The sequence below is a fragment of the Maritimibacter sp. HL-12 genome, from assembly GCF_900177545.1.
In the GTDB taxonomy this organism is placed as follows: domain Bacteria; phylum Pseudomonadota; class Alphaproteobacteria; order Rhodobacterales; family Rhodobacteraceae; genus Sinisalibacter.
In genome coordinates this window covers 282,930-299,956 of record NZ_FXBQ01000001.1, presented here as the reverse complement: position 1 = coordinate 299,956, position 17,027 = coordinate 282,930, and the positions used below count along the sequence as shown (strand labels likewise).

General features: G+C 66.4%; 16 protein-coding genes and 1 tRNA gene. 4 read left to right on the top strand and 13 right to left on the bottom strand.

Annotated features, from left to right (window positions below; all coding sequences use genetic code 11):
* Positions 1 to 77: 77 nt before the first annotated feature.
* A complete protein-coding gene (locus B9Y97_RS01495) occupies positions 78 to 599 on the top strand; it encodes a hypothetical protein (protein WP_085525098.1) in 522 nt (173 codons plus the stop codon).
* A 51-nt stretch (positions 600 to 650) separates the two neighbouring features.
* Here B9Y97_RS01495 and acs read toward each other — a convergent pair whose 3' ends face one another.
* From acs to B9Y97_RS01465, 6 genes are all read right to left on the bottom strand, one after another.
* On the bottom strand, positions 651 to 2,594 hold the full coding sequence (acs, locus tag B9Y97_RS01490) for an acetate--CoA ligase (protein WP_085525097.1): 1,944 nt from the start codon (positions 2,592 to 2,594) through the stop codon (positions 651 to 653).
* A gap of 117 nt (positions 2,595 to 2,711) precedes the next feature.
* A complete protein-coding gene (locus tag B9Y97_RS01485) occupies positions 2,712 to 3,449 on the bottom strand; it encodes an ABC transporter ATP-binding protein (RefSeq protein ID WP_085525096.1) in 738 nt (245 codons plus the stop codon).
* Between the two features lie 13 nt (positions 3,450 to 3,462).
* Positions 3,463 to 4,218 carry an ABC transporter ATP-binding protein gene (locus tag B9Y97_RS01480; RefSeq protein ID WP_085525095.1) on the bottom strand — a complete coding sequence of 252 codons (756 nt, stop codon included), beginning with the start codon at positions 4,216 to 4,218 and terminating at the stop codon, positions 3,463 to 3,465.
* A gap of 12 nt (positions 4,219 to 4,230) precedes the next feature.
* On the bottom strand, positions 4,231 to 5,439 hold the full coding sequence (locus B9Y97_RS01475) for a branched-chain amino acid ABC transporter permease (protein ID WP_085525094.1): 1,209 nt from the start codon (positions 5,437 to 5,439) through the stop codon (positions 4,231 to 4,233).
* Positions 5,440 to 5,443: 4 nt separating this feature from the next.
* Positions 5,444 to 6,475 (bottom strand): branched-chain amino acid ABC transporter permease, encoded by a 1,032-nt coding sequence (locus tag B9Y97_RS01470; protein WP_085525093.1) that lies wholly within the window; start codon positions 6,473 to 6,475, stop codon positions 5,444 to 5,446.
* Between the two features lie 101 nt (positions 6,476 to 6,576).
* On the bottom strand, positions 6,577 to 7,926 hold the full coding sequence (locus B9Y97_RS01465; RefSeq protein WP_085525092.1) for a substrate-binding protein: 1,350 nt from the start codon (positions 7,924 to 7,926) through the stop codon (positions 6,577 to 6,579).
* A gap of 214 nt (positions 7,927 to 8,140) precedes the next feature.
* On the opposite strand from B9Y97_RS01465, the gene B9Y97_RS01460 reads away from it, so the two are divergent.
* Positions 8,141 to 9,457, top strand: a complete 1,317-nt coding sequence (locus tag B9Y97_RS01460; RefSeq protein WP_085525091.1) for an XRE family transcriptional regulator — start codon at positions 8,141 to 8,143, stop codon at positions 9,455 to 9,457.
* Between the two features lie 33 nt (positions 9,458 to 9,490).
* On the opposite strand, the gene B9Y97_RS01455 is transcribed toward B9Y97_RS01460, so the two are convergent.
* Both B9Y97_RS01455 and B9Y97_RS01450 read right to left on the bottom strand, forming a co-directional pair.
* Positions 9,491 to 9,566 (bottom strand) — tRNA-Thr (locus B9Y97_RS01455).
* Between the two features lie 181 nt (positions 9,567 to 9,747).
* Entirely contained in the window at positions 9,748 to 11,406 is a 1,659-nt protein-coding gene (locus tag B9Y97_RS01450; protein WP_085525090.1) for an ABC transporter permease, read from the bottom strand.
* A gap of 45 nt (positions 11,407 to 11,451) precedes the next feature.
* On the opposite strand from B9Y97_RS01450, the gene B9Y97_RS01445 reads away from it, so the two are divergent.
* Positions 11,452 to 12,381, top strand: coding sequence for a hypothetical protein (locus B9Y97_RS01445; protein WP_139828188.1), 930 nt, complete (start codon positions 11,452 to 11,454; stop codon positions 12,379 to 12,381).
* 21 nt (positions 12,382 to 12,402) lie between these two features.
* On the opposite strand, the gene B9Y97_RS01440 is transcribed toward B9Y97_RS01445, so the two are convergent.
* Positions 12,403 to 12,666 carry a DUF2312 domain-containing protein gene (locus B9Y97_RS01440; protein WP_085525088.1) on the bottom strand — a complete coding sequence of 88 codons (264 nt, stop codon included), beginning with the start codon at positions 12,664 to 12,666 and terminating at the stop codon, positions 12,403 to 12,405.
* 150 nt (positions 12,667 to 12,816) lie between these two features.
* On the opposite strand from B9Y97_RS01440, the gene B9Y97_RS01435 reads away from it, so the two are divergent.
* Positions 12,817 to 13,032, top strand: a complete 216-nt coding sequence (locus B9Y97_RS01435; protein WP_085525087.1) for a hypothetical protein — start codon at positions 12,817 to 12,819, stop codon at positions 13,030 to 13,032.
* 12 nt (positions 13,033 to 13,044) lie between these two features.
* On the opposite strand, the gene B9Y97_RS01430 is transcribed toward B9Y97_RS01435, so the two are convergent.
* From B9Y97_RS01430 to B9Y97_RS01415, 4 genes are all read right to left on the bottom strand, one after another.
* Positions 13,045 to 15,153 carry an enoyl-CoA hydratase-related protein gene (locus B9Y97_RS01430; RefSeq protein WP_085525086.1) on the bottom strand — a complete coding sequence of 703 codons (2,109 nt, stop codon included), beginning with the start codon at positions 15,151 to 15,153 and terminating at the stop codon, positions 13,045 to 13,047.
* A 108-nt stretch (positions 15,154 to 15,261) separates the two neighbouring features.
* Complete coding sequence (locus tag B9Y97_RS01425; RefSeq protein ID WP_085525085.1) at positions 15,262 to 15,474, bottom strand: hypothetical protein; 213 nt, start codon at positions 15,472 to 15,474, stop codon at positions 15,262 to 15,264.
* Between the two features lie 59 nt (positions 15,475 to 15,533).
* Positions 15,534 to 15,860 (bottom strand): TraR/DksA family transcriptional regulator, encoded by a 327-nt coding sequence (locus B9Y97_RS01420; protein WP_085525084.1) that lies wholly within the window; start codon positions 15,858 to 15,860, stop codon positions 15,534 to 15,536.
* Positions 15,861 to 15,956: 96 nt separating this feature from the next.
* Complete coding sequence (locus B9Y97_RS01415; RefSeq protein WP_085525083.1) at positions 15,957 to 17,003, bottom strand: flagellar motor switch protein FliM; 1,047 nt, start codon at positions 17,001 to 17,003, stop codon at positions 15,957 to 15,959.
* Positions 17,004 to 17,027 lie beyond the last annotated feature (24 nt).

The following is a 17,027-nucleotide window of genomic DNA, read 5'->3' as shown; positions in this document are numbered from 1 at the left end:
GCAAGGGGCGCGGATCGGTCGCGTTGCGCCGCCTGTCCGCGCCTCCCATATAGCGGGTGTGAGCAGGGGAGGTGATCATGCGCCCCGTGATTCTTGCCTATTCCTTTACCGGCAACAACCGGCTGCTGGCCGAAACACTTGCCAGCAAGCTCGGCTGCCCGCTGGTCGACGTCGTGCCCCGCGCGAAACGCTGGCCGATCAGTATCGCGATCGACCTGATGCTGCGCAGGTTCCCGAGAATCCGTCCAGTCGATCTTCCCGGGCATGACCACCTCCTGGTGATCGCCCCGCTGTGGAACCGCTGGATCGCCCACCCGATGCGCGCGGCGTTGAGGGCGCTGGGTGCAGAGATCGGCCCCTATTCCTTCATCAGCCTGTCGGGGGGCGTGCGCCCGGGGCAGATTGAATTCGTCGATGAACAGCTCGAACAACTGACCGGCCAGCCGCCGCGCAACCACTGGGCGCTCTATGTCGAGAAGCTGGTGCCGGAGGATATCCGCGGCACACCGAAAGTCTCGGCCTACAAGGTCTCGCCGCATGAGTTGGAGCGCTACCCCGAGATCGGCGAAATCGTGGGTTGGGCGCAGGCGCAGCCGTAACGAAAACGGCCGGGGTTGCCCCCGGCCGCCAGTCTCGCGATCCTGCCCGGATCACTTGTTCATGCGGTTGTCGATCAGGTCTTCGACCACGCCCGGGTCGGCGAGCGTCGAGGTGTCGCCGAGCGCGTCAAAATCGTTCTCGGCGATCTTGCGCAGGATCCGGCGCATGATCTTGCCCGAACGGGTTTTCGGCAGCCCCGGTGCCCACTGGATATGGTCGGGCTTGGCGATCGGGCCGATCTCCTTGCGCACCCAGGCGACCAGTTCCTCGCGCAGCTCGTCGGTATAGGCCTCGCCTTCCATCAGGGTGACGTAGCAGTAGATGCCTTGCCCCTTGAGCGCGTGCGGGAAGCCGACCACGGCGGCCTCGGCCACCTTGGAATGCGCCACCAGCGCGCTTTCCACTTCGGCGGTGCCCATCCTGTGGCCGGAGACGTTGATCACGTCATCGACCCGGCCGGTGATCCAGTAATCGCCGTCGGCGTCGCGGCGGCAGCCGTCGCCGGAGAAGTAGTAGCCCTTGTAGTCGGCGAAATAGGTCTTCACGAAGCGCTCGTGGTTGCGGAATACCGAGCGCATCTGGCCGGGCCAGCTGTCCTTGATGCAGAGCACGCCTTCGCACTCGGTCTCGTCGATCTCCTTGCCGGTCTGCGGATCGAGCACCACCGGCTGGACGCCGAAGAACGGCTTCATCGCCGCGCCCGGCTTGGTGGCATGGGCACCGGGCAGGGGGGTCAGCAGGTGGCCGCCGGTCTCGGTCTGCCACCAGGTATCGACGATCGGACGGGTGCCCTTGCCGACAACCTCGTTATACCATTCCCAGGCCTCCGGGTTGATCGGCTCGCCGACCGAACCCAGCACCTTGAGCGACGACAGATCGGCGCGCTCCACCGGCTCGGCACCGTGGCGCATCAGCGCGCGGATCGCCGTCGGGGCGGTGTAGAACTGGTTGACCTTGTGCTTCTCGATCACCTGCCAGAACCGGCCGACATCGGGGTAGGTGGGCACGCCCTCGAACATCAGCGTGGTCGCGCCGTTGGCGAGGGGCCCGTAGACGATATAGCTGTGCCCGGTCACCCAGCCGACATCGGCAGTGCACCAGAACACGTCGCCATCGTGGTAATCGAAGGTGTATTCGTGCGTCATCGCGGCGTAGAGCAGGTAGCCGCCGGTCGTGTGCAGCACGCCCTTGGGGGTGCCGGTGGAGCCGGAGGTATAGAGGATGAACAGCGGGTCTTCGGCGTTCATCACTTCCGGCTCGCACTGATCGGAGGCTTCCTCGAACAGCGCGCGGTAGGCGTGATCGACGCCCGGTTCCATGTGCACGTCGCCGCCGGTGCGGTCGACCACGAGGGTGGGCACGTTGCCGGTGATCTCGCGGGCCTTGTCGACATTGGCCTTGAGCGGGGTGTTGCGCCCGCCGCGCGGGGCCTCGTCGGCGGTGATGATCAGGGCGGCGTCGCTGTCGTTCACGCGGCTGGCCAGCGCCTCGGGGCTGAACCCGGCGAAGACGATGGAATGCACCGCGCCGATCCGCGCCGAGGCGAGCATGGCATAGGCCGCTTCGGGGATCATCGGCATGTAGAGCACGACGCGGTCGCCCTTCTTCACCCCGAGCTTCTTGTAGATATTGGCGAACTTGTTCACGTTCGCCGACAATTTCTTGTAGGTGATGTGCCTGGAGACGTTGGGATCGTCCGATTCCCAGATGATCGCGACCTGGTCGCCGCGGGTGGCGAGGTGGCGGTCGACGCAGTTTGCCGCCACGTTCAGCTCACCGTCCTCGAACCACTTGATCGAGACATCCGGATAGCTGAAATCGGTGTTCTTGATCTTGGTGGGTTTCTTCATCCAGTCGAGCCGTTCGGCCGCCTCGCCCCAGAACCCGTCGGGGTCGGAGATCGAGCGGGCATACATCTCGTCGTATGTCGCGGCGTCGATCTTGGCGTTTTTCACGAAATCCGCCGAAGGCGGGTGAATCTTGAGTTCGGTCATGCGTTCCTCCTTCGCCCGCCCCTCCCGGGCGAGCCGTAGTCCGGGCCGTGCAAGCCGCGCGGATCGCGCGGGATGACGGCTTGATGGCACATCGAGCGAAACCGTCGATGATCTGGATCAGATCGCGAGGTATTCGTGCCTGAGCGCTTCGTTGTCGAGCACCTCCTTGGCGGTTCCGTCGAAGACGACGGTGCCAGTGTCGAGGATCACGGCGCGATCGGCAAGGTTGAGCGCGCGGATCGCGTTCTGCTCGACCAGAACCGTGGTGATGCCCTGTGCCTTGATCACGTCGAGGGTCTTTTCGATCTCGTCCACGATCACCGGGGCGAGGCCCTCGTAGGGCTCGTCGAGCAGCAGGAGCTTGATGTCGCGCACCAGCGCGCGGGCGATCGCGAGCATCTGCTGTTCGCCGCCCGAAAGCGTGGTGCCTTCCTGCTTGGCGCGCTCGCCAAGGCGCGGGAACAGGTCGTAGACCCGGCTGATCTCCCAGCCATGGCCCGGCGCGATGCGGGCCAGTTCGAGGTTTTCCTCCACCGTCAGGCCCTGGATGACGCGGCGGTCTTCGGGGACGAGCTGAATTCCGGCCTGCGCCGCTTCGTAGCTCTTCATCCGGTGCAACGGCTGGTGGTCGAGCCAGATCTCGCCGTGCGTGACCAGCGGGCTGCCGGTGCGGGCAATGGCGCGCAAGGTCGAGGTCTTGCCTGCGCCGTTGCGGCCCAGGAGGGCGAGGATCTCGCCTTCGTGGATGTTGAAGCTCACGCCCTGAACGATGTAGCTCTCGCCGTAGTAGGCGTGGATGTCCCAAGCCGAGAAGAAGGCGGGCGCGGTTGCCGCGTGGTTGGCGTTCTTGTCCATCTCGTGTGTCTCCTCAGACCGTCTCGCCCAGGTAGGCTTCCTTCACCTTCGGGTGGCCCTTGATGTTCTCGGGCGTATCCTCGACGAGCGGCGTACCTTGCGCGAGAACGGTGATCCGCTCGGCGAGCGAGAACACGACGTGCATGTCGTGCTCGATGATCGCCATGGTGATGTCGCGCTTTTCCTTGATCTCCTTGAGGAGGTCGATCGTGTTGTTGGTATCGGCGCGGGCCATGCCGGCGGTGGGCTCGTCGAGCAGCAAGAGGCGCGGCTCCTGCGCCAGACACATCGCCATTTCGAGACGGCGCTTGTCGCCCCGGCTGAGCGACGCCGAATGCATGTTGCGCTTGTCGGCCATGTTCACGTCGAGCAGCATTTTCTCGGCCTGCTCGATGATGTCGGTTTCATGCGCGACCGTCTCGAACGGATGCAGCCGGAAGGCCCCGTCGCGGTGGGCGAAGCACGAGATCATCACGTTTTCCATCACCGTGAGATCGGTGAATATCTCGGGTGTCTGGAACACCCTCGAAATGCCCATCTGGTTGATCTCGTGCGGCTTGCGCCCAAGGAGGCTTTCGCCATTGAACATCACCGAGCCGGTATCGGGGATCAGCTTGCCGACGAAGCAGTTGAGCAGCGTCGACTTGCCCGCGCCGTTGGGGCCGATGATGGCGTGCAGGCTGTTCTCGGCAACCGAGAGGTTCACGTTTGACAGTGCCTGAAGGCCTCCGAAGCGCTTGTTCACGCCTTTGACTTCGAGGATTCCCATTGTCTTTCCTCCTTACTCGGCCACGTGGGGCGCAGGCTGCGGGTGATGACCGGGGTCCTTGTCCTCGGGCGGCTTCTTCTTGAACAGCCGGGCGATGCGCTGGCCGGCTTCGACGAGGCCGCCGGGCAGGAAGATCACCACGAGCATGAACAGCAGGCCGAGCGTGAGGTGCCAGGACTTGCCGACGAAGAAGTGGCTGATCTCGATCAGGAGGCCAGACAGCCAGTCGGGCATCCAGGCGAACCAGCCTTGCAGGATCTGGTCGTTGATCTTCGAGAAGATGTTCTCGAAATACTTGATGAAACCGGCGCCGAGGATCGGGCCCATGAGTGTGCCCGCGCCGCCGAGGATCACCATCAGCACGACTTCGCCGCTGGCTGTCCACTGCATCCGCTCCGCACCCGCGAGCGGGTCCATCGCCGCCATCAGGCCACCGGCGAGGCCGGCGTACATGCCCGAGATCACGAAGGCCGCGAGGGCATAGGGGCGGGTGTTGATGCCGGTGTAGTTGAGCCGCGTCTGGTTGGTCTTGATCGCGCGCAGCATCAGGCCGAAGGGCGAGCGGAAGATTCGCAGGCTGATGTAGAACACGATGATGGCGATGATCGCGGTGAAATAGTAGCCGTTGTTGAAGGTGAACTGCCAGTCGCCGAGGTTGAGCTTGGTGCTCTTGCTCATCACCAGTCCGAAGAAATGCGGGCTTGTGGGTTCGTTCGCGCCGAGCAGAACCTGGGCATCGCTGCGGTAGACCTGCAGGCCAGTTTCGCCGTTGGTGATCGGGGTGAGCACCGAGTAGGCGAGGTTGTACGACATCTGTGCGAAGGCGAGCGTGAGGATCGAGAAGTAGATCCCCGAGCGCCGCAGGCTGACGAAGCCGATCAGCAGCGCGAAGACGCCGGAGGTGACCACCGCCAGCGGCAGGCCCCAGACCACGTTGTAATCAAGCAGCTTGTACATCCAGACCACGGTGTAGGAGCCGACCCCGAGGAAGGCCGCGTGACCGAACGAGAGGTAGCCGGTGAGGCCGAACAGGATGTTGAAGCCGATGGCGAAGATGCCGAAGATGGCGAAGCGCTGCATCAGGTCGGGGTAGCCGGCGTTGAAGGTGGCCAGCCCCGAGTTCTCGGGGAAGGGTTGCAACAGGACCGGCGTCGCGAGCGTCAGGAAGATGACGATCAGCAGAAACCGCGTGTCTTTGGCGGAAAGGCCGAGGAGTTTCATGATCTCAGTCCTCCATCACGCCGGCACGGCCGAGCAGGCCGCGCGGACGGGTAAGCAGAATGATGATGGCGACGAGGTAGATGATCACCTGGTCGATACCGGGGATGAGCGACTTGATCTCGTTCATCGAGGCGAAGCTTTGCAGGATGCCGAGCAGAAAGCCCGCGGCGACGGCGCCGGGCAGGCTGCCCATGCCGCCGACGACGACCACGACGAAGGACAGCACGAGGAAGTCCATCCCCATGTGATAGTTCGGGCTCAGGATCGGGGTATACATCACCCCCGCGATCCCGGCCACGGCGGCCGCGAGGCCGAACATGATGGTGAACCGCTTGTCGATGTTGATGCCGAGCAGGCCTACCGTTTCACGGTCGGCCATGCCTGCGCGCACGACCATCCCGAAGGTGGTGTAGCGCAGGAAGGCAAAGACCCCGCCGAGCACCACCGCGGCGAAGGCGAAGTAGACCAGCCGCCAATAGGGGTAGATGATCGCGTTCGGGTCGAAGCCGACGAGCACGCCGAAATCGAACGAGCCCTTGAACACTGAGGGTGCCGGGGTCTGGATCGGGTTGGCACCGTAGAAATACTTGATCAGTTCCTGCAACACGATGGCGAGGCCGAAGGTCACCAAAATCTGGTCGGCATGCGGGCGCTTGTAGAAATGCTTGATCAGCCCGCGTTCCATCACGTAGCCGACGAGCAGCATGATCGGGATCGCGATGATCACCGCCACCGGCACCGACCAGTCGACGATGGTGCCGCCCACCTCCGGGCCGAACCAGCTTTCGACATAGGTCATCTTCACCTTCAGCGGATTGCCGAGAAAGTCGGTCTTGTCCGGGTCGATCTGCTCGAAGGAGAGACCGAGCAGGCGCTGCACCGTGACCGCGACGAAGGCGCCGATCATGAACAGCGCGCCGTGCGCGAAGTTGACCACGCCGAGCGTGCCGAAGATCAGCGTGAGCCCGAGCGCGATCAGCGCATAGGCCGAGCCCTTGTCGAGCCCGTTGAGAATCTGAAGAATGATGGCGTCCATGGTCCCCACCCTGGGTCGTGTTGGGAGAACCGGGTCTGTTGCCCGGGTTCGAGGGTAGGGCGGGGGAATCCCCGCCCTACGATCTGTCGTGCCTCAGAGTATCAGGTGCCGTCGTTGCACTCGCCGAGCGAGGCCTCGGCGCCGCCGAACATCGGGTGATCGGGGGCGTAGGTCACCTGCTCGACCGGGGTGATTTCGACGATCTCGAGGTTGTCGTACTCGCTGGTCGGGTTCTCCGCGCCCTTCATGACCAGCACGTCCTTGAAGCACTGGTGGTCTTCCGCGCGGTAGAGCGTCGGCCCGTTGCCCATGCCGTCGAACTCGAAGTCTTCGAGGGCCTCGACCACGGCGCAGGGGTTGAACGAGCCAGCGCGCGCCACGGCGTCTGCATAGAGCAGCGTCTGCACGTAGCAGGTGTGCGCCGAACCCGACGGCGGAAAGCCGTATTTCTCGCCGAAGGACTTCACGAAGGCCTTGGTGCCCTCGTCCTGGAGCTGCCAGTTCCAGTTCATCGAGCCGTAGACGCCCTGGATGTTCTCGCCGGCACCGGCGGCCATCAGCTCGGAGTAGAGCGGCACGATGACCTCGAAGTTCTTGCCGTTGGCCTCGGCGTCGCGCAGGCCGAACTGCACGGCCTGGGTCAGCGAGTTGACCATGTCGCCGCCGTAGTGGTTCAGGATCAGCACGTCGGCGCCCGAGTTCAGCACCGGGGTGATGTAGGACGAGAAGTCGCCCGCACCCACCGGGGTGAGCACGTTGTTGACGGTTTCCCAGCCGATCGCCTCGGTCGAGGCCTGGATCGATTCCTGCTGCGTCCAGCCCCAGGTGTAGTCGGCGGTGAGGTGGTAGGCGCGACGGTCGGTGCCGTAGACTTCCTTCAGCACCGGGCCGAGCGCGGCGCCCGACATATAGGCGTTGAAGAAGTGGCGGAAGCCGTTGCGCTTGCGGTCCTTGCCGGTGGTGTCGTTCGAGTGGGTGAGACCGGCCATCGAGATGATGCCGGCTTCCTGGCAGAGCGCCTGAACCGCAACGGCCGGGCCCGAGGACGAGCCGCCGTTGATCATGATCACGCCGTCCTTCTCGATCATCGAGCGGGCCGAGGCGCGGGCGGCGTCGGTCTTGGTCTGGGTGTCGCCGGTGACGAAGTCGACCTTCTTGCCGAGGATGCCGGTGCCGTCGAGCGCCTTCGACGAGAAGGTGTTCAGCATGCCGCCGTCGCCCATGCCGTTGATGTGCTCAACCGCCAGCTCCTGGGCGCGCAGCTCGTCGAGGCCTTCTTCGGCATAGGGGCCGGTCTGCGGCACGTTGAAGCCGAAGGTGACGGTGTCGCCGGTGGGCTCGTTGGTGAAGGCCGAGGCGGCCGAGGTGAAGATCGTCGGCAGCGCGAGGCCCGCGCCGGTGGCGGCGCCGGTCTTCATCAGGCCGCGACGGGTAAAGTTGGAAGTGGACATCTATATCCTCCCGTTAGGTGAGAGCGGTGCCTCCTCGCACCGCCATTGGCCCTTTACAGGGCTCTCACATTATTGTGCGCAGACAGAAAACTGCGCAACAACTGCCTCTGGAGAAACATTTTTTTTGTAAACAAATGAACAAGAATTGTAGCAAAGCTGTAAAAGAATTATCCTGCACGTGCAGAAAGCACATGGAATCGAAGGAGATTTGCCAATGTCGGTGAGCCGCCTGACCGGCAGTCGCATCCGCGAGCGCCGCCTTGCAAGGGGTGCGAGGCAGGCCGATCTGGCCCGCGCGGTCGGGATTTCGCCCTCCTACCTCAACCTGATCGAGCACAACCGGCGCAGAATCGGCGGCAAGCTCATCGTCGATATCGCCCGCGAACTGGGCGTCGAGCCAACCCAGTTGACCGAGGGGGCGGAGGATGCGCTCACGGTGGAATTGCGCGATGCCGCGGCGCGGAGCGTGGACGTCGGGGCCGAGATCGACCGGGCCGAGGATTTCGCCGGACGCTTTCCCGGCTGGGCGAAACTGGTGGCGCAGCAAGGGCGGCGGATCGAGGCGCTGGAGCGGCTGGTGGAAACCCTGTCTGACCGTCTCGCGCACGACCCGCATCTTGCCGCCTCGCTGCACGAGGTGCTGTCGGCGGTGACGGCGGTTCGTTCGGCCGCGTCGATCCTCACCGAAACCCGCGATATCGACCCCGACTGGCAGGCGCGGTTCCTGCGCACCATCGGGGAGGAAAGCCGCAGGTTGTCGGACAGCGCCGAAGGGCTGGTGGCCTGGCTCGATACCGGCGGCGAGCTTGCCGAAGCCCCGCTGTCGCCGGTCGATGAGCTTGGTGGATTGGTGGCGCGGGCAGGCTACCATTTCCCGGCGCTGGAGGGGCCCGGCGTGGCCGAGCGACAGATCGACGCCCTGCTTGAAGGGCCGGATGCGCCGCACGCGGCGGGGGCCGCGGAACTGGCCCGCGCCATGCTCAGCCGCTACCGCGAAGACGCCCGCGCGATGCCCGCCGCGGCCTTTGCTGCCTCGCACGCGGCGGCAAAAGGCGACCCGGCCCGCCTTGCCGCCGCCTTCGGGGTGCCGCTCGATGCCGTGTTGCGGCGGATCGCAAGCCTTGGTGGCGAGGCGGCGGGGTTGGTTGTCTGCGACGGCGCGGGCACGCTGACCCTGCGCAAGCCGGTGGAGGGCTTCGCTTTGCCGCGCTTCGGTGCCGGCTGCCCGCTCTGGCCGCTCTATCAGGCGCTCAGCCGCCCGGCCCAGCCGGTTTCGGCGGTGGTGGAAATGCCCGGGCGGATGCCGCGCCGGTTCCTGTGCCGTGCGGTGTCGCTGCCGCTGGCGGGTTGGGGCTTCGACGCGCCGCCGGTCCATGCCGCGACGATGTTGATCGAGCCGGTGGAGGAAGGTACCCCGGGCCCAGTGATCGCGGCCGGCAGCACCTGCCGTGTCTGTCCGCGCGAAGGCTGCGCGGCCCGGCGCGAGATCTCAATCTTCGGCGCGCGCGATTCATCGGCGGCCTTGGTCTGAGGTTGCTGCCACGCATTGGCGCGCTTGATGAAATGGTGCCGGCAGAGGGATTCGAACCCCCGACCCCGTGATTACAAATCACGTGCTCTACCAGCTGAGCTATGCCGGCCTTCGGGCGCGATCTTGCGCCGGTTTCCTGATCGGCGCTGGGGCAGGGGCCTCAAGCGCCGGAATGGTCAATCGTCTTGTGCTGCGACCTGCCCCCGGCAGATGCCCGATCCCCGGACCCCCGCGGGGATGGTGCGCAGCGAAGGGTTTAAGCACTCGCCGCGTGTCGTTCAAGCACTGTCTTACCGGCTCGCCCGCGCGACCAGCACCACCGCCGCAAGCCCGACGAGGATCACCAGGGTTGCCGCCGGGGCGGCCTGGCCGAGTTGTTCGAGCGAGGCTTTCTCGTAAACCCGGGTCGACAGGGTGTTGTAGTTGAACGGCCTGAGCAGCAGCGTGGCGGGCAATTCCTTCACGCTATCGACAAAAACCAGCAAGAGCGCGGTGCCCACGGACCCCCGGATCAGCGGCACGTAGACCGAGCGCAACGCGCCGCCCGCGCTGCGCCCGAGTGACCGCGCGGCCATCGGCAGGGAGGGCGAAACCCGGTCCATCGCCGATTCCGCCGCGCCCTGGGCGATGGCGAAGAATCGCACCGAGTAGGCGTAGATCAGGGCAAAGGCCGTGCCGGTGAGCATCAGGCCCGGGTCCCAGCCGGTGAGGCGCTCGATCGTGTCGGCGATGCTGTTGTCGATCACGGCGAGCGGGATCAGGATGCCGACGCCGAGAACCGCGCCCGGGGCGGCATAGCCGATTGTCGAGATCGGCATGATGCGGCGCGGCAGTTTCGAGCCGCTGAGTTTCACCCCGTAAACAAGGAACAGGGCCGCGATTACGGTAACAACCGCCGCCGTGCCGCCGACGAAAAGCGTGTTCAGCATCGCTTGGCCAAGCCCGGGTGCGACCCAGCCCTCGGCATTCGCCGAGGCATGCCACAGGATCACCCCGACCGGCAGGATGAATCCGACCGCAAACGGCAGGAAGCAGAGCGCGCTTGCTAGCCACGCCTGCCAGCCGGTGAGCCGGATGGTGTCGACCGGGCGCTGGTGGCGCGCGGTCTGGTAGAACCGCGAGCGCGAGCGGCTGGCCTTCTCGATCGCCATGAGCGCGAGCACGAGGGCGAGGATTACCATGGCAAGCTGTGCCGCGCCGCCGGCGTTGCGCATCTCCAGCCAGGTGGTGAAGATCCCGGTGGTCAGCGTCTGCACCGCGAAATAGTCGACAACCCCGAAATCGGCCACGGTTTCCATCATCACGATGGCCGTGCCCGCCGCGATCGCCGGGCGGGCGAGCGGCAGGCCGACCCGCCAGAACCGCGCGAAAGGACCGGCGCCGAGCGCCCGGGCCACCTCGTAGATCCCGCCCGATTGCTCGCGGAAGGCGGTGCGGGCGAGCAGGTAGACGTAAGGATTGAGCGCCGCCGCGAGCACGATCACCGCCGCCCAGCGCGAGCGGATCTCGGGAAACCAGTAGTCGCGCGCGCTCTCCCAGCCGAACAGGCCGCGCAGGCCGGTCTGGACCGGGCCGGAGTATTCGAGAAAATCGACCAGCGCATAGGCCCCGACATAGGCCGGGATCGCCAGCGGAAACAGCAAGAGCCATTCGAGGTAGCGCGATCCGGGGAAGCGGTACATCGCGATCAGCCAGGCCGCACCGGTGCCGACGACGGCGGCCAGAAGCGCCACCGAGCCGGCAATCAGCGCGGTGTTGGACATGTAGCGCGGCAGCGTCGTGGCCATCAGGTGGGGCCAGACATTGTCTTCGGGGTTGAGCGCCAGCCACAAGACCGCGAGGATCGGCCCCACCACGGCAAGCCCGATCAGCAGCGCCCCGACCGACCACGGGCTGGGACTGCGCAGCACGAGGCGGGGGGCGGAAACTTGAGTCTTTTCCTCGGTCATCGCGACCCCTTATAACCGGTTTAACTGGATGGAAAAGCCGCTATATTGCCCGACGAACCCAGCAAGCGAGACCGCGAGCGCCAGTATCCGATGCAGCCACCGAACATCTCCATTCACCTCGGCGCCCATTGCACCGACGAAGACCGACTGATCAAGTCACTTCTCAAGAACCAGCAGGTGCTGTTCGATCACGGCGTGGTGGTTCCCGGCGCGAACCGCTACCGGCCGCTGTTGCGCGAGGTGCTCGGCAAGCTCAACGGCGGCGCCCCAAGCGAAGATACCCAGGACGTGCTCCTCGCCGCGATCCTCGATACCGAGGGGGCCGAGCGGCTGGTGCTCTCGAACGAGAATTTCCTGTCGAACCACCCGAACGCGTTCAAGAAGGGGATGCTCTACCGCAACGCGGGCGTGAACTCGGCGGCGTTGCGAAAGCTGTTTCCCGATTGTGCGGTGTCGTTCTTCATCTCGGTGCGCAACCCGGCAACCTTCATTCCGGCCCTGCATCACATCGTGCAGCCCGGCCCGTTCGACGAGTATGTCGCCGGGATCGACCCCGATGCGCTGGTCTGGTCGGACGTGATTCTCGACATCCGCGAGCACAATCCGGACGCGCCGATCACCGTCTGGTGCAATGAAGATACGCCGATGATCTGGCCCGAGGTGATGCAGGAGATCACCGATATCGACGCGGGCGTGGCGTTGAAAGGCAGCTTCGACATCCTCGGCCAGATCATGGCCGACGAGGGGATCAAGCGGCTGCGCGGCTATCTTGCCAGCCATCCGCCGGCAACCGAGATCCAGCGCCGCCGCGTGCTGGCGGCCTTTCTCGACAAGTATGCGCTCGACGACGAGGTCGAGGAAGAGCTGGACCTGCCGGGCTGGCCCCCGGACCTCATCGACCAGCTCACCGCGAACTACGACGACGACATGATCGAGATCGCGCGCATCCCCGGCGTGACGGTGCTGACCGCCTGATCCGTCGGGGCGCGCGCGGGGTCACATCCCCAGCGCTTCCTTGTACATCTCGAGCACCGCTTCTTCCTCGGCGATCTCGTCGCGGTCACGCTTTCTGAGCGCGATCACCTTACGCATCACCCGGGTGTCGTAGCCGCGCGCCTTGGCCTCGGCCATCACCTCTTTCTGCTGATCCGCGATGTCCTTCTTTTCGGCTTCGAGCCGCTCGAAACGCTCGATGAACTGGCGCAGTTCGTCGGCCGTCACGCGGTAACTGTCGGGCTTGGTGAGATCATTGTCGGGCATGTCGATCGGCTCCTTCGGGGTTTGGGTCGAGCCTTGCTATCCGCGCCGCTCGCCACCTTCAAGGGCGATACGATTGAGGGCTTCTCACCGCGACCGCCGCAGGTTATGGCGTGGGCGCGACCAGGCACGGCGGCTGCGGGGGAAACTGACATGGAATGGCTCATCATCATCGGTGCGATCATCGCGGGGATCGGCCTTGTCGGGCTGGTGGTGTCGCTGGTGCAAGTGATGCGGGCGAAGCGCGCAGGGCTCGATGACGAGGCCTTGAAAAAGGCGGTGGCGCGGGCCTTGCCGCTCAACATGGCGGCCTTCGCGCTCTCGGCCTTCGGGCTGATGATGGTCGTCGTCGGGGTGATCCTGGGCTGAGGTCAAACCGGGTCAAACCGGGCGCTGGCCGGCGCTGGCCGGGTTCAATCCCTCGAAATTCAGGCCGTCCCTGATCAGCACGTCAAACAACGGCGAGGGCGCGAACAACGCCTCCCCGGTGCATTCGGAAAGCCTGCGCAAGCGGGTGCGCACCGCCAACAGCCCCGAGGTGTCTGCCGCCTGCATCGGGCCGCCGCGCCAACGGGGATAGGTGAAGCCCGCGAGCATCGCCGCGTCGATATCGGAAGGGTGCCGCGCAACCTCGCTCGCCAGAAGCCGCGCGCCGGCGTTGGCCATCGCGAGGGCGGCGCGGTCGGCGATCTCGGCCTTCGTCGGCTTGCCGGCCCAGCCGCCACCCGGGGCTGCGCGTTTGCGCAGCCGGTCGGTGAGGGCGTCAAGCTCCCGCGCGGGGCGGGCCGGGGCACCGGCGGGATGGCGATAGAACCCTTCACCGGGCTCCTTGCCGGCAAACCCGGCCGCCATGATCTCGGCGAGCAGAATCCCGCCGATGCCGGGCCAGCCGAGCGCCGCGAGCCGGTCAAGCCCGGCGAGGTCGGCGAGTTGGAACGGGCCGAGCGCGAAGCCATAGTCGCGCAGCGCGGTGTCGATCTCCGGTGGATCGGCCCCGGCGCAGAGCGCGCCCGCCGCCACGGCGAACAGCGCCCCGAACACCGGCAGCGCGAGGCTGTCGCCATCGCCGGACGGGTCGGGAGATACCGGCAGCTTGCCGAGCATGCGGGCGAATGCCCCGCCACTGGCGGCGAGGTCGGGCGCGGCGGTGGGCGGGCACACCACCTCGACCAGCCGGACCCAGCGCGCGGGGGTAAAGAAACGCAACCCGAGCACGTCTGCCGGGCGGCTCGAGGCCCGGGCCAGAGCCGCCAGATCGGGGGCAAGGCCCGCACTTGCCAGCAACGTGCCGGGGCGGCTGGCCGCACCCGCGCGGGCAAACACCGCGCGCCGGGTCTCGTGGTCTTCGCCGACCGCTTCGAGCACCAGATCTGCCGCGGACAGCACGGCGATGTCGTGGCCGGCATTGAGCCGGGCGATCTGCGCTGCGCGTTGATCGGGGGCAAGATGGCCTTGCGCGACATCGCGTGCGATGCCGGACGCGATCCGGCGGCGTGCGCGCAGCACCGCGGCCTCGTCCTGTTCGACAAGGTTGACCGCCAGACCCGCCGCGAGGCAGGCCCGCACGATCCCGGACCCAAGACGCCCGCCGCCGAGGACGGCCACGCGCGCCACCGGGCGCGGCGGGTGGCCGGCGGGAACGGATCGGCGGGCCGCGCGTCGCTCGGCAAGGATGGCATGGCGCAGGCCGTGCGCCTGCGCGCCTCCGGCAAGGCTCGCGAAATGCGCGTATTCCATCGCCAGCGCGGCCTCGAACGGCAAGAGCAGGGCGGCCTCGACCAGATCGATTGCCCGGTGCACGGCCTCGCGCTTGTCGTCTTCTGCCGCGGCCCGGCGCTCCTCCACCGCTGCCAGAAAATCGTCCGGGTTGGCAAAGCCAGCCTCGCAGGTCCGCGTCGGGCGTGGCGGTGTCTTGGCCTGGATGAAGTTTCGGGCTGCCATGAAGGCCGCCCGCCCGGGGCTCTTGCGCACCAGCCTGTCGGCCAGTCCGAGACGCACGGCGAGTTCGGCGGAGATCGGACGACCGGAGATCAGCATGTCGAGCGCCACCCGCGCTCCCGCCAGCCTGACGAGCCGCTGCGACCCGCCCCCCGAGGGCACCAGCCCGAGAGCCATGTCGGGGAGGCCAAGTTGGGCGTCGGTATGCACCAGCCGGTAATGGCAGGCGAGTGCGAGCTCGAAACCGCCGCCGAGCGCGCTGCCCTGGATCGCGGCGAGAACGGGTTTCGGCGCATCTTCGATGTCGCGCAGCAGATCGGTCAGCCGGGGTGGCACGGCCCCGCAATCCAGGTCGCGCAGATCGGCTCCGGCCGAGAATGACGGGCCCTGAGCCGCGATCACGATGGCCCCGACCTCGGCATCGGCCAGCGCCTTGCTGAGGGCCTCCTGCAGGCCGGTCCGCACGACCAGGCTGATTGCGTTGACGGGCGGGTTGTCGATGGTGACGAACGCCACGCCGTCGCGCGTGCTATAACGAACGCGTTCGTCCATCTGCCCCCACCCGTGCCCCACGACCGGGGCTCTGTGCACTCGCTACGCCGTCAGATGAGCTTAGGGCGTCGTCCGCGGCGGTGCAAATCGCAATCTCCGGGTGCGTGATCAGATCGGCATGTTATCGAAAAAATCGTCGGCGTCGTCATCCGACAGCGCTTCCTCGAATTGCTTGAGGTCGGCCGGAACCGGCAGGCCGAGTGCGCGCAGTTCCGCGATCTTGGCGCGGATCTGCTCCTGCAGCACATGCCGATCCTCGGGGCGGGCGACGATCTCTTCCATCAGGGCATCGATCGCGGCGCGAATTTCCTCGAAAGCCATGTTGCCTCCTTGCTTGCTTGCAGACGGCGGCGGGCACCAAGGCGCCGAGCGCCGTCGGTTCAGCCGCGTTTTTCGGCACAGGTGCGGCAGAACGGGGTATGCGGCACGACCTCGAGCCGTTCCTCCGAAATCTCGTCGCCACAGCTCACGCAATAGCCGAACTCGCCTTCGTCCATCCGCTGCAACGCGGCCTGGATCTTTTCGATTTCCGCCTTGCCGGAGGCCCCCATGCCTTCCAGCACTTCGTCGCCTTCGCGCTCGGTTGCCAGCTCTTCCCAGTCTTTCGACTGGTGGCTTTCCAGCGTTTCGTCGATCTCGCGCAGCCGGTCGATGAGTTCGTCGCGGCGGGTTTCGAGAACCGTGCGGAATTTTGCGGTATCGACCATGGATAGCCTCCTCAGCTTCGATCTATCGTGCGCGTGCAAGGGGACAACGCGCCTTGATACAGGTCAAGCCCCAAGCCGATGTGTCGGCGGCTGTCGTCAATCGGCGGCGGAAGGAAAATCCGAGCCCAATGGCGCGAGCGCGTCCGGCTCGGCGGCAGGCCGGGGGGTGAGGGCGGCCAGTCCGCCGGGGGGCGAGAGCGCGGGGCCTGCCGCGGCTGCGGGCAAGCGGCTGTCTGGCGGCCGGGGGTCGTGAAGGGGCGCACCCGGGGCGGATGCCAGTGTCAGGCGCAGGGCACGATGGCCCGCAACCTGCCCGAGCCGACCGCGCGCCACCTGCCGCCCCGCCAGGTCTTCGAGACCGACGTCCGCCAGCGCATCGGCCGGCAGCGTGATCTCGCTTCCAACCGTCAGCGACGCCAGTTCCGCCAGCGTCATCCGGCGGCGCGTGAGCGTGGCCGAGAGCACCGCCTTTGCCGCCATCACCTGTGCCTGCAAGGCTTCGGTGAAAACCCCGGCGTCGGCTGCGCGCCGGGTTCCCGATTCGGGGGCGTCGTGGGGCAGGATGATCTGGATCAGGCCGGTCTTGGCCCCGCGGCCAAAATCGACCGGGAAGGTCAAACGCCGGTAGCGGGTGTCTTCCAGCGTCAGCACCACGGCGCGCGCTTCGGCCAGCGCCATGGCATAGCGATAGCCGGTGATTGCCGGGGCAAGGCCGAGCCCGGCTTCGCCCACGCGTTGCTCGAACACTTCGAGCATGCGGTCGATGAAATCGGCGCACAGGATCGCGTCGGTCCGTGTCGGGGCGCGCGCTTCGGCGGGGCGGGGCACGACCCGGCCGGTCGTCTGCATCTCGATCAGTGCCGCCACCGCCTGGGCGTCGAGCACGACGAGGCCGAAGCCGCCGCCCGGCCCCTCGACCAGCGCGAGCAGGGGGTGTTCCGGCAGATCCTCGCCGATCGCCTCGAGGGTAACGCGCGCCTCGTCGACCGCACCGGACGTGGCCACCAGGGCCGCGACATCTTCCGCGGCCTGCGCCACGGCGGTGCGCAGGGCCTTGGCGGGCGTGATCTGGCCGATCTCGGGCGGCGGACGCCCCGCACCGGCCTTTCGCCGCATCGCGCTTGGCTGGTTTTGTTCCCGCATCTCCACAGTCCAGGGCTGGCTTAC

Coding starts and splice junctions, on each gene's coding strand:
- B9Y97_RS01495 (WP_085525098.1), top strand. CDS start 78: ATGCGCCCCGTGATTCTTGCCTATTCCTTTACCGGCAACAACCGGCTG.
- acs (WP_085525097.1), bottom strand. CDS start 2,594: ATGACCGAACTCAAGATTCACCCGCCTTCGGCGGATTTCGTGAAAAAC.
- B9Y97_RS01485 (WP_085525096.1), bottom strand. CDS start 3,449: ATGGACAAGAACGCCAACCACGCGGCAACCGCGCCCGCCTTCTTCTCG.
- B9Y97_RS01480 (WP_085525095.1), bottom strand. CDS start 4,218: ATGGGAATCCTCGAAGTCAAAGGCGTGAACAAGCGCTTCGGAGGCCTT.
- B9Y97_RS01475 (WP_085525094.1), bottom strand. CDS start 5,439: ATGAAACTCCTCGGCCTTTCCGCCAAAGACACGCGGTTTCTGCTGATC.
- B9Y97_RS01470 (WP_085525093.1), bottom strand. CDS start 6,475: ATGGACGCCATCATTCTTCAGATTCTCAACGGGCTCGACAAGGGCTCG.
- B9Y97_RS01465 (WP_085525092.1), bottom strand. CDS start 7,926: ATGTCCACTTCCAACTTTACCCGTCGCGGCCTGATGAAGACCGGCGCC.
- B9Y97_RS01460 (WP_085525091.1), top strand. CDS start 8,141: ATGTCGGTGAGCCGCCTGACCGGCAGTCGCATCCGCGAGCGCCGCCTT.
- B9Y97_RS01450 (WP_085525090.1), bottom strand. CDS start 11,406: ATGACCGAGGAAAAGACTCAAGTTTCCGCCCCCCGCCTCGTGCTGCGC.
- B9Y97_RS01440 (WP_085525088.1), bottom strand. CDS start 12,666: ATGCCCGACAATGATCTCACCAAGCCCGACAGTTACCGCGTGACGGCC.
- B9Y97_RS01435 (WP_085525087.1), top strand. CDS start 12,817: ATGGAATGGCTCATCATCATCGGTGCGATCATCGCGGGGATCGGCCTT.
- B9Y97_RS01430 (WP_085525086.1), bottom strand. CDS start 15,153: ATGGACGAACGCGTTCGTTATAGCACGCGCGACGGCGTGGCGTTCGTC.
- B9Y97_RS01425 (WP_085525085.1), bottom strand. CDS start 15,474: ATGGCTTTCGAGGAAATTCGCGCCGCGATCGATGCCCTGATGGAAGAG.
- B9Y97_RS01420 (WP_085525084.1), bottom strand. CDS start 15,860: ATGGTCGATACCGCAAAATTCCGCACGGTTCTCGAAACCCGCCGCGAC.
- B9Y97_RS01415 (WP_085525083.1), bottom strand. CDS start 17,003: ATGCGGGAACAAAACCAGCCAAGCGCGATGCGGCGAAAGGCCGGTGCG.